This window comes from Rhizobium viscosum (assembly GCF_014873945.1).
In the GTDB taxonomy this organism is placed as follows: Bacteria; Pseudomonadota; Alphaproteobacteria; order Rhizobiales; family Rhizobiaceae; genus Rhizobium; species Rhizobium viscosum.
This window is the reverse complement of record NZ_JADBEC010000001.1, coordinates 3010830-3024191: the sequence shown is the minus strand read 5'-3', so window position 1 is coordinate 3024191 and position 13362 is coordinate 3010830. Positions and strand designations below refer to the sequence as shown.

General features: G+C 61.1%; 14 protein-coding genes. 12 read left to right on the top strand and 2 right to left on the bottom strand.

Features of this window, described 5'->3' with window-relative positions; genetic code table 11:
* Window positions 1–16 precede the first annotated feature (16 nt).
* The 12 genes from H4W29_RS14805 (at window position 17) to H4W29_RS14750 (ending at window position 10994) form a co-directional block, all read left to right on the top strand.
* Complete coding sequence (locus tag H4W29_RS14805) at window positions 17–613, top strand: L,D-transpeptidase (RefSeq protein ID WP_192729575.1); 597 nt, start codon at window positions 17–19, stop codon at window positions 611–613.
* A 265-nt stretch (window positions 614–878) separates the two neighbouring features.
* Window positions 879–1001, top strand: coding sequence for a hypothetical protein (locus tag H4W29_RS14800; protein WP_007815309.1), 123 nt, complete (start codon window positions 879–881; stop codon window positions 999–1001).
* A 161-nt stretch (window positions 1002–1162) separates the two neighbouring features.
* The gene (locus H4W29_RS14795) at window positions 1163–1747 is read left to right on the top strand and encodes a hypothetical protein (RefSeq protein ID WP_192729574.1); all 585 of its coding nucleotides are present in this window, start codon (window positions 1163–1165) and stop codon (window positions 1745–1747) included.
* A 60-nt stretch (window positions 1748–1807) separates the two neighbouring features.
* Complete coding sequence (locus tag H4W29_RS14790; RefSeq protein ID WP_192729573.1) at window positions 1808–2395, top strand: protein-S-isoprenylcysteine O-methyltransferase; 588 nt, start codon at window positions 1808–1810, stop codon at window positions 2393–2395.
* Window positions 2396–2509: 114 nt separating this feature from the next.
* Window positions 2510–3295, top strand: coding sequence for a hypothetical protein (locus H4W29_RS14785; protein WP_192729572.1), 786 nt, complete (start codon window positions 2510–2512; stop codon window positions 3293–3295).
* The gene (locus H4W29_RS14780; RefSeq protein WP_192729571.1) at window positions 3292–4131 is read left to right on the top strand and encodes an SDR family NAD(P)-dependent oxidoreductase; all 840 of its coding nucleotides are present in this window, start codon (window positions 3292–3294) and stop codon (window positions 4129–4131) included. The genes H4W29_RS14785 and H4W29_RS14780 overlap by 4 nt, the downstream gene beginning before the upstream one ends.
* Before the next feature lie 574 nt (window positions 4132–4705).
* Complete coding sequence (locus H4W29_RS14775) at window positions 4706–5395, top strand: CerR family C-terminal domain-containing protein (protein WP_192729570.1); 690 nt, start codon at window positions 4706–4708, stop codon at window positions 5393–5395.
* The gene (gene hlyD / locus H4W29_RS14770; RefSeq protein WP_192729569.1) at window positions 5392–6399 is read left to right on the top strand and encodes a secretion protein HlyD; all 1008 of its coding nucleotides are present in this window, start codon (window positions 5392–5394) and stop codon (window positions 6397–6399) included. The genes H4W29_RS14775 and hlyD overlap by 4 nt, the downstream gene beginning before the upstream one ends.
* Complete coding sequence (locus tag H4W29_RS14765) at window positions 6396–8141, top strand: ATP-binding cassette domain-containing protein (protein ID WP_192729568.1); 1746 nt, start codon at window positions 6396–6398, stop codon at window positions 8139–8141. The genes hlyD and H4W29_RS14765 overlap by 4 nt, the downstream gene beginning before the upstream one ends.
* Entirely contained in the window at window positions 8138–9262 is a 1125-nt protein-coding gene (locus tag H4W29_RS14760; RefSeq protein WP_192729567.1) for an ABC transporter permease, read from the top strand. Before H4W29_RS14765 ends, H4W29_RS14760 begins: the two co-directional genes overlap by 4 nt.
* A 1-nt stretch (window position 9263) precedes the next feature.
* On the top strand, window positions 9264–10376 hold the full coding sequence (locus H4W29_RS14755; RefSeq protein ID WP_192729566.1) for an ABC transporter permease: 1113 nt from the start codon (window positions 9264–9266) through the stop codon (window positions 10374–10376).
* A gap of 222 nt (window positions 10377–10598) precedes the next feature.
* On the top strand, window positions 10599–10994 hold the full coding sequence (locus tag H4W29_RS14750; protein WP_192729565.1) for a DUF1236 domain-containing protein: 396 nt from the start codon (window positions 10599–10601) through the stop codon (window positions 10992–10994).
* A 173-nt stretch (window positions 10995–11167) separates the two neighbouring features.
* Here H4W29_RS14750 and olsC read toward each other — a convergent pair whose 3' ends face one another.
* Window positions 11168–12001, bottom strand: coding sequence for an ornithine lipid ester-linked acyl 2-hydroxylase OlsC (gene olsC, locus H4W29_RS14745; protein WP_192729564.1), 834 nt, complete (start codon window positions 11999–12001; stop codon window positions 11168–11170).
* A gap of 312 nt (window positions 12002–12313) precedes the next feature.
* Complete coding sequence (locus H4W29_RS14740; RefSeq protein ID WP_192729563.1) at window positions 12314–13357, bottom strand: Gfo/Idh/MocA family protein; 1044 nt, start codon at window positions 13355–13357, stop codon at window positions 12314–12316.
* Between the last annotated feature and the right edge of the window lie 5 nt (window positions 13358–13362).

The following is a 13362-nucleotide window of genomic DNA, read 5'->3' as shown; positions in this document are numbered from 1 at the left end:
CTGAGGGTAGGTGGAAATGAACGAAAGGGCAGTAGTCACGCGCCGGGGCCTCGTTTTAGGCAGCCTGGCTCTGATGCTTCATGGATGCAGTACGACATCGGATGGCCCGCCGCTGGGCTATCGGGTTTTGGGAAGGGACCCGGATGCCGATCCCCGCTATCGCCGGCAGGAAGTGGCCTATGACGGAGGCGAGCCGCCCGGCACCATCGTGGTCGATACGGGTGCACGCTATCTCTATTTCGTCGAGGACGGCGGCGTTGCCACGCGCTATGGCGTCGCCGTTGGCGAGGAAGGCTTAAGCTTCAAGGGCGAAGCCACGATCGGCCGCAAGGCGGAATGGCCGTCCTGGATGCCCACCGACGACATGATCGCGCGCAAGCCGCGGCTCGCCCAATATGCCGATGGCGTGCCGGGAGGACCGGACAACCCGCTGGGGGCTGCGGCCCTTTACCTCTACCAGGGCGGCCGGGACACGCTCTTCCGGCTGCACGGAACCAATGCGCCCTGGTCGATCGGTCAGGCGGTGTCGAACGGCTGCATTCGCCTGACCAATGCAAACATCGTCGACCTCTACTCCCGCACCCGGGTGGGAACGCGTGTGGTCGTCATTTAAAGCATGTCGCGCAAAAGTGTGCCGCGGTTTTGCGAAAACGACATGCGAAAACGAAAGCCTGAAGCGTGGCGAGCGGACTTGACGGATCACGACATGCTTCAGTCCCGTTTACCATGTGAAATTGCGGGGTTGGCCACACCGGTAAGTATCTGCTAATGTAGATTCGTTGCACATTGCATCACTCCCGCACTGTCCAAGGTGCCGATTATCGTGAAACTTTGAGGTGCAGTCTTTCAGGCCTGCATCAGGATGAGGAGAGGACTTAATGAGCAGAATTTTATTCGTGATCCTCGCAACGCTTGCGGTGGCCAATCTGAGTGCCTGCGGGTCGATTGGTAAAGGCAAGGGGAAAGCTCCACCGCCTGCAGCAACGGCCGTCTACAAGTAAAATTCGCATAACGCTTGGGAAGGGCTCGGTAGGCCCTTCCTCTCTCTCTCTAACATCCTAAAACGGCCAGGATTGATCCCGCCTGCCATCAAGGACGCAGGAACGGCGCATCAGCCGGCATCAGGTCTGCATTCGCAGGAGCCTGCACATGGAGCGTGTCGATGGCGCTTGGAAGAAGCCGCTTGTGCTTGGTCGCTATTTTGGCGGTTGTGGTATCGTCGTGCCAGTCAGAAGACAAAGCCCCCCTGCCACGTTATACATCCGATGCTCGTGACCTGAAGAAACCGGTTACGGCTCAACAACAAGCGGGACGGCGTTTCATCGAGTTCCGCTCGCGTTATGCGCTGACCTACGGTCACACCTATGTCGTCTTCGGCAGCGCCGACAAGAACGGAAGAATGATCAGTCCCGAGGTTGCGGGACTTGCCCCGGCTTCGGAAGATGCCGCGCCCTATGTCATCGGCCACTTCATTCCCGTCCCCGCCACGACAGGCGAAACGGACGGCGATCTCGAAGAGCAGTACCGCTCGGCAAGCTGGCGCGTGATGCTGACGGACGCCGAATATAACGACACGGTCGCCTATATTCGCAAACTCCAGGCGCGCAGCCGTCTCTGGGAAGCGACCGTCTACAATTGCAACGCCTTCGTGGCCGATATCGCCAAGCATATGGGCTATAAGACGCCCGGCATCTGGCTTCGCCCGCAACAATTCATTACAAATCTGCGCGAGATGAATACGGGTTGATAGAAAAGCAGGGCGATCCCGGAAAACGGATCGTGGAAAGGTTCTGGTGCCGATTTGAGCTTGTCAGTTCACACCATTGGCGAGATCGTCTGGGTCCTCGGAATTATCGCATGGTACATCATTCGATACCCGTTTGAACGCCGCGGTAAGCGTGTGCCCGTCGTCAGCAGCCGGCGGAGCGCATCGGAAAGGGTAGCGCTTGCAGCGGCTCTCGCGGGCCTCGCCATCGTGCCGGGTTTCTATGTCGCGACGGGCATCCCGAAAGCAGCCGACTACCCAGCCCACCTGTGGGCGGTCGTGCTGGGAGCGGCCGTCTTCTGCCTCGCCATGTGGGTCTTTCGCAGAACCCACAAGCAGTTGGGGCGAAACTGGTCCATCACGCTCGAAATCCGCCAGAAGCACGAATTGATATGCGCCGGGCCTTACGCGCTCGTGCGCCACCCCATGTACACCTCCTTCATGCTGATGGGACTAGCGCAGGCTTTCCTGCTGTCGAACTGGGTGGCGGGTCTTGCGGGGCTCGTCGGGTTCGGGGTGCTGTTCTTCCTGAGGGTGGACAAGGAAGAGCGTATGATGCTCGACGTTTTCGGCCCTGAATACCGCGCCTATATGGACAAAACCAAGCGCATCATCCCTTATCTCTATTAGAGCAATTCCAGCAAAAGTGTGTAGCGGTTCTGCGTCCGGAATTGCGTGAAAACAAGGAGATAGAGCATTTCCGTGTTTCGCAGAAAAACGGAAATGCTCTAGGAGGAAGGCAGGATGAGGGGACGAACAATCAGACTTTCGCCCGCAAGGCGGCTTGTCGGAGATCTCATGCGATTTTCGATCGGCATCCCGCGCGTCACCGTGCAGCGGCAGATGAATATCCGCCCGCTGCTGGAAGCGAGAAGCGCCTGCGATCCGCGCCCGTCATGGACCGTGCTGTTCCTGAAAGGCTATTCGCTGCTCTCGAAGGAGACCCCGGATCTCCGGCGCGCCTATATCAAATTCCCGTTTCATCAGCTCTACGAATATCCCGAAAGCGTGGCCTCCGTTGCCCACGAGCGCGAGCATGAGGGCGAGCGGATCGTCCTCCTGAGCAAGATAAAGGGGCCGGAACAGCGCCCCATTCCCGAGCTGGAAAAGCTGATCCGCGAAGCCCGCTCACTACCGATTGGCGAGATCAAGGACTTCCGGCGTTCGCTCAAACTGGCCCGGGCGCCCGCCCTGCTCCGCTGGTCCATGATGTGGCTCGGGCTCAACCTGGCAAAACGACGTGGGCATTATTTCGGCACGTTCCAATTCTCTGTCTATTCCGGCCTCGGCGCCGAATCCTTGAATCCGCTGACGCCGCTCACCACGCTGCTGAACTACAGCCCGATCGATGCGGACGGCACCGTCACCGTGCGCATCCACTATGACCACCGCGTCATGGATGGCGCCAGCATCGCCCGGGCATTGGAGCGGTTCGAAAAGATCCTGAACGGCGAGATCACCGACGAGGTCAGGGGGCTGCCGCAGGCGGGAAAGCCCGCCGGCATATCGATTGCGGGAACAGCACCATGAGCGAAAGCGCCGAGCAGCGCTTGGCTGTCGTCGTGCTCGGTGCATCCCGCGGTATCGGGCGGGCCATTGCCCGGGTTGCCGCGCGCGAGGGAAATATCGTAGTGCTCGTGGCGCGCTCCCCCGAAGGCCTTGCGGCTGCCGCAACGGAGATTACGCAGGCGGGCGGCGAAGCCTTCACGATCGAACTCGACCTCGCCTCCGCAGATGCATCCGCCCGGCTGGAATCCTATCTTGCCGAAAATGGACTGATCTGCAGCGTTCTGGTCAATAGCGCCGGCTATGGGCTGCGCGGCGCGACAACCTCCCTGCCCGCCGATGAGCAGCTCGGGATCATCGACGTCAACATCCGCGCGCTCGCCGACATGACCCTTCGCTTCCTGCCGGGCATGGTGGCGCGCCGCAGCGGCGGCGTCATCAATCTCGGCTCCGTCGCCGGTTTCACGCCAGGCCCCTACATGGCCTTCTATTATGCCAGCAAGAATTTCGTGCGCGCCTTCTCGACCGCCCTTCACGAGGAGGTCCACCGCTTCGGTGTGACGGTAACCTGCGTCGCCCCCGGCCCTGTCTCAACCGAGTTCCTTGAAAAATCCGGCGCCAACCGGGCTGCCCTCTTCAAGGTCCTGCCCAAGCTCGATGCCGACTATGTGGCCGAGCAGGCATGGCGGGGATTCAGGTCCGGCCGCCGCCTCGTCATTCCCGGCATCTCCTCGAAGCTCGCCGCCTTCATTGCGAGAATCCTGCCCTCGGCGGTGGCCCTGCGCCTGATCGGCCGGGCTCAGCGCCGCAAAAGGGATCCGAGCCCCCATCGGCCGGAGACGAACACTACCGGCCCGTAACCGGAATCGGCCTTCGGAAAGCCCGATGCGTAGGCTCTGGGAGTTAGAGCATGTCGCGCAAAAGTGTGCGGCGGTTTTGCGATAACGACAATGTCCGGGATCATTGCTGGTCGATGCCGCGCGCAAAAACCTGCTTCGAACCATCCGGCTGATCGGCCTGCGCTGTCTCGCGCCTGATCCGCAGCCACCAATTCGCGCTCAGGCGCGGTGCCGTCAGTTGTCCATCATGAGGAGATGGTTTCACCACCTCGTTCTGAATGCGATTGCCTTTTCCGGACGCAACATCGTCGGCGCAAGCCATGGTCACAGGAAGAGCAAGAGCCGCACTCGCGAGGAGCGCTCTCCAGGCATGTCTTGCAGCGCTTGGCGTGACGGGCCGGTTTCTCATCAGCCCATTCAGCCAGAACATTAGCCTTTGCGGAAGTACGCAACGGTAAACAGGACAGCCAAAAGCGTAAATTATGCCGCTTTGCCAGTGACGACAGCGGTTTCAGGCACTATCCCGCCCCACAGGCTGCGCAAGATATAAATTCATTCGATTGACTGAAATTTTTATTGAGTATATATATGAGACATGACTGATGAACAAAACCAATCAAACCGCGCCGAAATCACCCGGGAAAAGCTGCTGTCCGCAGCCCTCGATGTCTTCGGCCGATACGGCTTCGACGGCACCTCGACGCGGCAGCTGAGCGAAGCCGCAGGCGTCAACCTGCAGGCCATTCCCTATTATTTCGGCGGCAAGGAAGGCCTCTATGTCGCGACCGCGGAATATCTGGTCTCGCGCATCGACCGCCATGTCGGCGGCCTCCGGCAGCGGATCGGCGCCCGTCTCATGGAGCTTGCCGCTGCCGGAGAGGCATTGGGCGAAGAGGAGGCACGGCTTTTCCTGACGGATATGGCGACAACCATGGTCGGCCTTTTCGTCAGCAAGGAATCCGAGCCTTGGGCGCGCTTCATCATTCGCGAACAGATGGAGCCGACCGAAGCCTTCGCCCGTGTCTATCAGGGCCTGATGGGTCCGATGATCGAGATGGCACGCCTGATGATCGGCACCATCCTGCAGGAAGACCCGACTTCCGAGCATGTGCGGCTGCGCACGCTCTCCTTCGTCGGCAACATCATGATCTTCCGCGTAGCCCATGCCGCCGTTCTCGCCCAGATGGAATGGCAGGCGGTCGGCCCGGAACAACTCCAGACCCTGCGCAGTCTGGTCGCAGAGCTTGTCGGCCAGCTTCAGCCGGCGAAAGGAAACACAAGATGAGACGGATCCTCCCCCTTGCCATCGTCATTCTCCTCGCTGCGGGTGCCGCGGCCTGGTGGTACGGCTTGCCCCAGAAGCTAGGCTGGCTGCCGGAGCGCACAAAAGAATTCGCGCTCTATGGCAATGTCGATATCCGCCAGGTCTCCCTCGGCTTCCGCCTCAATGGCCGGGTTGCCTCGCTCGCCGTCGATGAGGGCGACATGATCAAGAGCGGCGAGGTACTCGGCAAGCTCGACACTGCACCATTCGCAGCAGCCGTCGCCTCGGCTGAGGCCAATGTTGCGGCTCTTCAGGCGACGCTCGACAAGCTGAAGGCCGGTCCGCGCCCGACGGAGATCGCCCAGGCGCAAGCCTCCTATGATGAAAGCCTTGCTGCGCTCCGCAATGCCAACATCGCCTATGACCGCGCCCGCCAGCTCCGCCCCCAGGGCACGATATCGGAGGCGAATCTCGACGAGGCGACCGCCAATCGCTCGATGGCCGTGGCGCGTTCGGATTCCGCCAATGAAGCGCTGAAACTCCTGCAGGAGGGCAGCCGCGTGGAAGACATTGCCAATGCCGAAGCGCAGTTGAAGGCCGCGCAATCTGCACTGGCCTCCGCCCGCATCTCGCTTGCCGATACCGAACTGCTCGCCCCGAATGACGGCATCATCCTCTCCCGCGTGCGGGAACCCGGCGCCATCGTTTCGCCGGCAGATACCGTCTTTGTGCTCTCGCTGACCCAGCCGGTCTGGGTCCGCAGCTATGTTGCGGAAGGCGATCTCGGCCGCCTGCATCCCGGCATGAAGGTTCAGGTGACCTCGGATACGCAACCCGACAAGCCCTATGAAGGCACGATCGGCTTCATTTCGCCGGTCGCGGAATTCACGCCGAAATCGGTGGAGACGCCCGAGCTTCGCACCGATCTCGTCTATCGCCTGCGCATCGTCATCGACAGGCCCGGCCCGGACCTGCGCCAGGGCATGCCTGTTACCGTGCGCTTTCCCTCTCTGGCCGCACAATGAGCACCTCTCCCGCCCCAAAGGATGAAGCGCTGGTGCGGCTTGCCGATGTCACCAAGCGCTTCGGTGATGGCCCGGCCGCGCTTGATGCCGTCTCCGGCGAGGTCAAGGGCGGCGCGATCACCGGTCTCGTCGGCCCCGACGGCGCCGGCAAGACGACACTGATCCGGCTGATGACCGGCCTGATGATGCCGGATAGCGGCACGGTGGACGTGCTGGGCTTTAATACGCAGAAGAACCCGGCCGCCATTCAGGCCTCGATCGGCTACATGCCGCAGCGCTTCGGCCTCTATGAGGATCTGTCGGTCCAGGAAAATCTCGATCTCTATGCCGATCTGCGCGACCTGCCGAAAGCCGAACGTTCGAGCGCCTTCGAGGAACTGCTGACCTTCACCGATCTCAAGCGCTTCACGACGCGGCTCGCCGGCAAGCTTTCGGGCGGCATGAAGCAGAAGCTGGGCCTTGCCTGCGCACTATTGAAGAAGCCGCGCCTGCTGCTGCTCGATGAGCCGGGCGTCGGCGTCGACCCGATCTCGCGCCGCGACCTCTGGAAGATGGTGGAGAACCTGACGCAGGAAGGCATCGGCGTGCTCTGGTCGACCGCCTATCTGGATGAGGCAGAGGCCTGTGATCACGTTCTGCTGCTCAATCAGGGCAAACTGCTCTTTTCCGGCAAGCCGCATGATCTGACCGGCCGCGTGGAAGACCGCGTCTTCAAGGTATCAGGTATCACCGGCCGCAGGCGGCAGGTGCTGGCCGAACTCCTGCAGACGAAAGGCGTCATCGACGGTGTCATCCAGGGCGATGCCATCCGCCTCGTCACCGGCAAGGACGAGACGCCTGATATCGGCGGTGCCGCCGGTGAAGCAAAGCTTGCGCCCACTCCTGCCCGCTTCGAGGATGCCTTCATCGACATGCTGGGCGGCGGCCCCGGCGGACGCTCGAAACTCGCGGAAGCGCAAGCGCCGCCAAGCGAAATGGGCGATCGTCCCGTCATCGAGGCGCACGGCCTGACCAAACGCTTCGGGGATTTCACCGCCGCCGACAAGATCACCTTTGATATAAGCCGCGGCGAGATCTTCGGCCTGCTCGGCCCGAATGGTGCGGGCAAGTCCACCACCTTCAAGATGCTCTGCGGCCTGTTGAAGCCGACGGAGGGCGAAGGCCGTGTTGCCGGTTTCGATCTGCGCAAGGATGCAGCCGTTGCCCGCAACCAGCTCGGCTACATGGCGCAGAAATTCTCGCTCTACGGCGATCTCACGGTCATGCAGAACCTCGAATTCTTCGCCGGCGTCTATGGTCTGCGCGGCGCACGCCAACGCGAGCGCATCGAGTTGATGACCGACATATTCGATTTCGGCCGCCACGCGCGCCATTCTGCCAAGGACCTGCCGCTCGGCCTGAAACAGCGCCTGGCGCTCGCCTGCGCTGTCATGCATGAGCCGCGCGCCCTCTTCCTCGACGAGCCCACATCAGGCGTCGATCCGATCACCCGGCGCGAATTCTGGACCCACATCAATGCACTCGTCGAAAAAGGCGTCACGGTGCTTGTGACGACGCACTTCATGGACGAGGCCGAATATTGCGACCGCATCTCGCTGATCTATCGCGGCCGCTCGATCGCGCTCGGTTCGCCCGATGAGTTGAAGGCGCGCGTGGCGACAAAAGAACAGCCGGACCCGACGATGGAAGATGCCTTCATCGCCCTGGTTCAGGAGTCGGAAACAGAGGAGGAGGCCGCGTGAGCACCTCTTCCCGCATCCGCCGCTTCATCGCCCTCGTGCGCAAGGAAAGCTATCAGGCGATCCGTGATCCCAGCACCATTCTCATCGCCTTCGTGCTGCCGCTGATCCTGCTCTTCCTGTTCGGCTACGGCGTATCGCTGGATACGACCCGCACCCGTATCGGCCTCGTGCTGGAACAGGCAACGCCCTTGACGCAGGACCTCTCGGCAAGCTTCCAGGCCTCCCGTTACTTCTCCGTCACGGTCGGGCGCGACCGCCGCATGTTCGAAGATGATCTCGTGCTCGGCAAGGTGCGCGGCATCGTCGTCATTCCCGCCGATTTCACGACGGACTATACCGCCGGCAACCGCCCGCAGATCCAGGTTCTCGTCGACGGTTCGGACCCGAACACCGCCAATTTCGTGCAGAACTATGCACAGGGCGCCGTCGCCAACTGGGAGCGGCAGCGGCAATCCGAAACGGTTGCAGCGGGTCCCCCAATCTCCATCGAGCAGCGCTTCTGGTTCAATCCGGAGCTCACGAGCCGAAACTTCCTCGTCCCCGGCTCCATCGCCATCGTCATGACGCTGGTCGGCACGCTGCTCACCTCGCTCGTCGTCGCCCGCGAATGGGAGCGCGGAACGATGGAGGCAATGATGGCGACACCGGTGACATCAGCCGAACTGCTTGCCGGCAAGATCCTCCCCTATTTCCTGCTCGGCCTCGCCTCGATGACGCTCTGCGTGCTGCTCGCCGTCTTCCTCTTCGGCGTGCCGTTCCGTGGCTCGGTCGCAGCGCTCTATGCCCTGTCGGCCGCCTTCCTGATCCCCGCTCTCGGCCAGGGCCTCTTGATTTCGACGGCGACCAAGAACCAGTTCCTCGCCTCGCAGCTCGCGCTGATCACAGCCTTTCTGCCGGCCTTCCTGCTGTCGGGCTTTCTCTTCGAGATCAATTCCATGCCCACAATCATCCAGTGGATCACCGTCATCGTGCCGGCCCGCTATCTGATCCCCAGCCTGCAGACGGTGTTCCTGGCAGGCGATATCTGGCCGATGTTCGCGCGCGCGATCGCCGTCATGCTCACGATCGGCGGCATCATGTTTGTGCTGGCTGCCCGCAGCACCAGAAAGAGGATCGGCTGAGATGTGGTGGACGCGGCTGAAGGCTCTCATCGTCAAGGAACTGCTCGCCGTGATGCGCGATCCCAAGGGACGCTTCGTGCTGATCGTGCCGCCCCTCATGCAGCTCCTGATCTTCTCCTACGCGGCGACGCTCGAAGTGCGCAATGTCGATGTCATGGTGCTGAACCGTGACAGCGGCCATTGGGGGCAGGAACTGATCCAGCGTATCCAGGGCTCTCCGACTTTCCGGCGCATCGAGACCGCCGATAACCAGACCGATATCCGCGAAGCGATCGACGGTCAGGCCGTGATCGCGGCAATCGAGATCGGCCCGGATTTCTCCCGCAACATCGAGGCCGGTATATCAGCCGATCTGCAGATCATCCTCGACGGACGCCGCTCCAACGCTTCCCAGATCGTCTCCGGCTATCTCACCCAAATCGGCATGACGCTTTCGGCCGATACGCCGGCAGGCCGGCGCGCCATGGCAAAGACGGTCGCGACCGTGCCGCGCAACTGGTTCAACGCCAACCTCACCTATCAATGGTTCATGGTGCCGAACCTGATCGCCAGCATCGCCTTGCTCATCGGCCTCATCGTCACCGCCCTCTCCATTGCCCGCGAACGGGAACTCGGCACTTTCGACCAGTTGATGGTCTCGCCGCTGCGCGTCCACGAAATCCTCATCGGCAAGCTCATTCCGCCGATGATGATCGGTCTCTTCCACATGACGCTTTATGTGCTGGCGGCGATCTTCATCTTCGGCGTGCCCTTGCGCGGCTCGCTCTTCCTGCTCTATGGCAGCTCGATCTTCTATCTGGCTTCGGTGGCGGGCCTCGGCCTCTTCATCTCGGCGCTCTCGATGACACAGCAGCAGGCGATCCTCGGCGCCTTCCTGTTCATGGTGCCGGCCATGCTGCTTTCGGGTTTCGCAACCCCGATCGAGAACATGCCGGACTGGCTGCAGCCGGTGACGCTTGTCAATCCGCTGCGCTATTTCCTCATCATCGTCAAAGGCGTCTTCCTGAAGGATATTCCTGCAGCCGAGGTGTTGAACCAGACCATTCCCCTGGCGCTGATTGCCTGCGCGACGCTTGGTGCCGCCGCCTGGCTGTTCCGCCGCAGGCTGGAATAGCGGCGCCTCACACTATGTGAACTGCGCTTCCAAACCGTGACTCCGAAACGCTTCTCCAGCCGGAACATCGACAGGATGGGCCCGTTACCTCAGTGCAGACCAAAGCAATTCCAGCAGAACTGCAACGCGATTTTTTTGTGAGGAGTTGTTTTAAAAACAAAGAGGTAGAGCATTTCCGTGTTCCTCGAAAAACGAAAATGCTCTGGAGCCAAGGAGAAGAAAATGTACAAGGTCATTCTTGTGTCGAGCGCGCTTGCGCTCTCGTCTCTGGCCACGAATGCGATGGCTGATGGAGCCGTGACGGGTGCTGCCGGCGGCGCAATCACCGGCGCCATTGTCGGCGGTCCCGTGGGCGCTGCCATTGGCGGCGTGGCAGGCGGTGTCGCCGGTGCTGTCGTCGATCCGCCGCCGCGCGAGGTCGTAACCTATGTGCAGCAGCAGCCGGCCCCGCCGTCGGCAGTCGTGGTGCAGCAGCCGATCGTCGTCGGCAAGCCGCTGCCCGCAAATGTCCAGGTGATCCCGGTGCCGGATAATCCGCGCTATGCCTATACGGTGATCAACAATCGCCATGTGATCGTCGAGCCGCAGACCCATCGTGTGGTTCAGGTGATCGAGTAATAGCAGTTGGCCCCGCTCCGGCGGGGCCTATTGCTTATGGACCGGGGTACGCCCCTCCGAGTCGTCATGCTCGGGCTTGTCCCGAGTATCTAAGCCGTCGCCTTTATCATCAACGTGATTAGATCCTCGGCACGAGGCCGAGGATGACGGAGAGCAAGGAGGGAGCCCCTTGCTTACCCGCGATTGCGCAGCGCTTCCGCCTGCGCATAGAACTTCTTTTCCCACTCCTTGTGATTATCGAGCCCTTCGCGGATGAACGGCGTGAAAATCGCAAGATTGAGCAGAGCCCAGTTGATCAGCCGCGCCGGGAATCTCAGCGGCTTGACGAAATCGATGAACAGAACGACACGCGTCTTGTCCGTGTGGTTCCAGGCCTCGTGCTCATAGGCGTCGTCGAAGATCAGCGCCTTGCCTTCCTGCCAGTGGCAGATCTGGTCCTTGACGCGGATGGCAAGCTTGTCGGCCGGTTCTGGCACGATCATGCCGAGATGCAGGCGCAATACGCCATTATAGGGTCCGCGATGGGCCGGCAGATGTTTGCCGGGCTCGAAGATCGAAAACATCGCCGTCTTCAGGCCGGGGATCTTCTGCACCGCCTTCCAGGTTTCCGGGCAGGCCTGGATATTCTGCTCCGACTTCACCCCGAAGCCGACGAGGAAGAAGGTCTTCCAGCGATTATCCTTGGAAATGGTCTGCACATCGGTGGAGATTTCCTGGAAGCTCGGCAGTTCGCTCTGGCGTACCAGCACACGGTCCAGTTCGGCGCGGATCTCAGGCCAAGCCTTCTCGACCTCCTTCGCCCACGGGAAAACGTTGTTATCATAGACCGGCGGATTGCCGAGTTTGGCATATTTGAAATTCAGGCCCTCGGCCCAGGCGACGATGCCCATGAAGAAGCGCGTTATCGCGCTCGGCCGGTCCATAGGGGCGATCCCGGCAGTGGCAAAGTCTTGTGTCTCGGGGGCGGATTTTTCGGGAAGGGGTGTATTGGCGATAATGTCAGTCATGTGTTTTCCGTTGCCGACTAGAGCAATTCCAGCAAAAGTGCACGGCGGTTTCGCTTTGCATCCGGAATTGCGTCAAAACGAAGAAAGATCGCTTCCGCATTTCGAAGAAAAACGAAAGTGCTTTGGGAATGACATGGCCTTCCGCGCAGGAGCCGACACGACGGTTACCGCGTTGGCCATTGAGCAAATATGGATAGTGCCGGGCGTGGCTCAAGTACACTTAAGTACAGGTTTTAGCGGTCAATTGCCGCATGTTACCGCCGCGCGCGAAGGGCGGCGGTAAGGATCTCCAAGACAGATACGGGGAGAATATCAGACCTTCAGCTCGCGGCGTTCGCGCTCGGTGACCATGGCAAGGTCGAGCACTTTCTGCAGGTTTGCCGCATGACGGAAGTTCGGGTCGAGCTGTACGCCCGTTGCCACGGCCTCGGCAAAGCGCTGGTAGTTGGTTGGAACCGGCGGCACATCGACCGGCTTCCAGCTCGCCGTTTCCACATCGTCGCCGAGGCAGCCATGCAGCTCGGAACCGCTTGGGCGGTGGATGACTTCGAGACTGCCCTTCTCGCCATAGATACGCAACTTCAGCTCGTTCAGATGACCGGTCGCCCAGCGGCTGGCATGGATGACGCCAAGCGCTCCATTGGCGAAATCGACCGACATGGTGAAACTGTCATTGGCATCGAGCATATACTCGCCGATCTGCCCGCCCGGCGCCTTGTTGAAGGTCTTGAGCCGCGCAAAGACGTGATCGATATCGGTCGCCGCGCCATAGGCGGCGAAATCGAGGATATGGATACCGACATCGCCGAGCACGCCGTTCGAACCGTGACCCGTCGACAAACGCCACAGCCAGGTCGATTCCGTGCGCCAGTCGCCCCAGGCGCGGGATACCAGCCAGCTCTGCAGATAGGACGCCTCCACATGCTTGATCGTGCCGAGCTCGCCCGATAGCACCATCTCGCGGGCGCGCTGCAGGGGAGCAACGTTGCGATAGGTGAGGTTCACCATGTTGATGACCCCGGCGGTCTCGGCCGCTTCCGTCATCTCCAGCGCCTTCGGATAGTTCTCCGCCAGCGGCTTCTCACAAAGCACATGCTTGCCGGCAGCAATCAGCGCCATGGTGGTCGGATGGTGGATCCGGTCAGGCGTGATGTTGGTCGCCGCATCGAACTCGCCCCAGGCGATCGCCTCGTCGAGCGTCAGAAACCGCTTCTCTATATTGAACTTGTCGGCAAAGGCGGCCAGACGGTCGGAATCCGTGTCGACGGCGCCGACCACGGTCACGCCGTCGATATTCATGAAATGGGCGAGCTGGTTTTTCGCCATCACGCCCGTACCAAGAACGAGTAGTCGCATGGATG

What these genes read in the sequence shown, in the direction of transcription:
- H4W29_RS14765 (WP_192729568.1), top strand. Translation starts at nt 6,396, where the DNA reads ATGAGCACCTCTCCCGCCCCAAAGGATGAAGCGCTGGTGCGGCTTGCC.
- hlyD (WP_192729569.1), top strand. Translation starts at nt 5,392, where the DNA reads ATGAGACGGATCCTCCCCCTTGCCATCGTCATTCTCCTCGCTGCGGGT.
- H4W29_RS14795 (WP_192729574.1), top strand. Translation starts at nt 1,163, where the DNA reads ATGGCGCTTGGAAGAAGCCGCTTGTGCTTGGTCGCTATTTTGGCGGTT.
- H4W29_RS14750 (WP_192729565.1), top strand. Translation starts at nt 10,599, where the DNA reads ATGTACAAGGTCATTCTTGTGTCGAGCGCGCTTGCGCTCTCGTCTCTG.
- H4W29_RS14780 (WP_192729571.1), top strand. Translation starts at nt 3,292, where the DNA reads ATGAGCGAAAGCGCCGAGCAGCGCTTGGCTGTCGTCGTGCTCGGTGCA.
- H4W29_RS14800 (WP_007815309.1), top strand. Translation starts at nt 879, where the DNA reads ATGAGCAGAATTTTATTCGTGATCCTCGCAACGCTTGCGGTGGCCAAT.
- H4W29_RS14785 (WP_192729572.1), top strand. Translation starts at nt 2,510, where the DNA reads ATGAGGGGACGAACAATCAGACTTTCGCCCGCAAGGCGGCTTGTCGGA.
- H4W29_RS14775 (WP_192729570.1), top strand. Translation starts at nt 4,706, where the DNA reads ATGACTGATGAACAAAACCAATCAAACCGCGCCGAAATCACCCGGGAA.
- H4W29_RS14755 (WP_192729566.1), top strand. Translation starts at nt 9,264, where the DNA reads ATGTGGTGGACGCGGCTGAAGGCTCTCATCGTCAAGGAACTGCTCGCC.
- H4W29_RS14740 (WP_192729563.1), bottom strand. Translation starts at nt 13,357, where the DNA reads ATGCGACTACTCGTTCTTGGTACGGGCGTGATGGCGAAAAACCAGCTC.
- H4W29_RS14805 (WP_192729575.1), top strand. Translation starts at nt 17, where the DNA reads ATGAACGAAAGGGCAGTAGTCACGCGCCGGGGCCTCGTTTTAGGCAGC.
- olsC (WP_192729564.1), bottom strand. Translation starts at nt 12,001, where the DNA reads ATGACTGACATTATCGCCAATACACCCCTTCCCGAAAAATCCGCCCCC.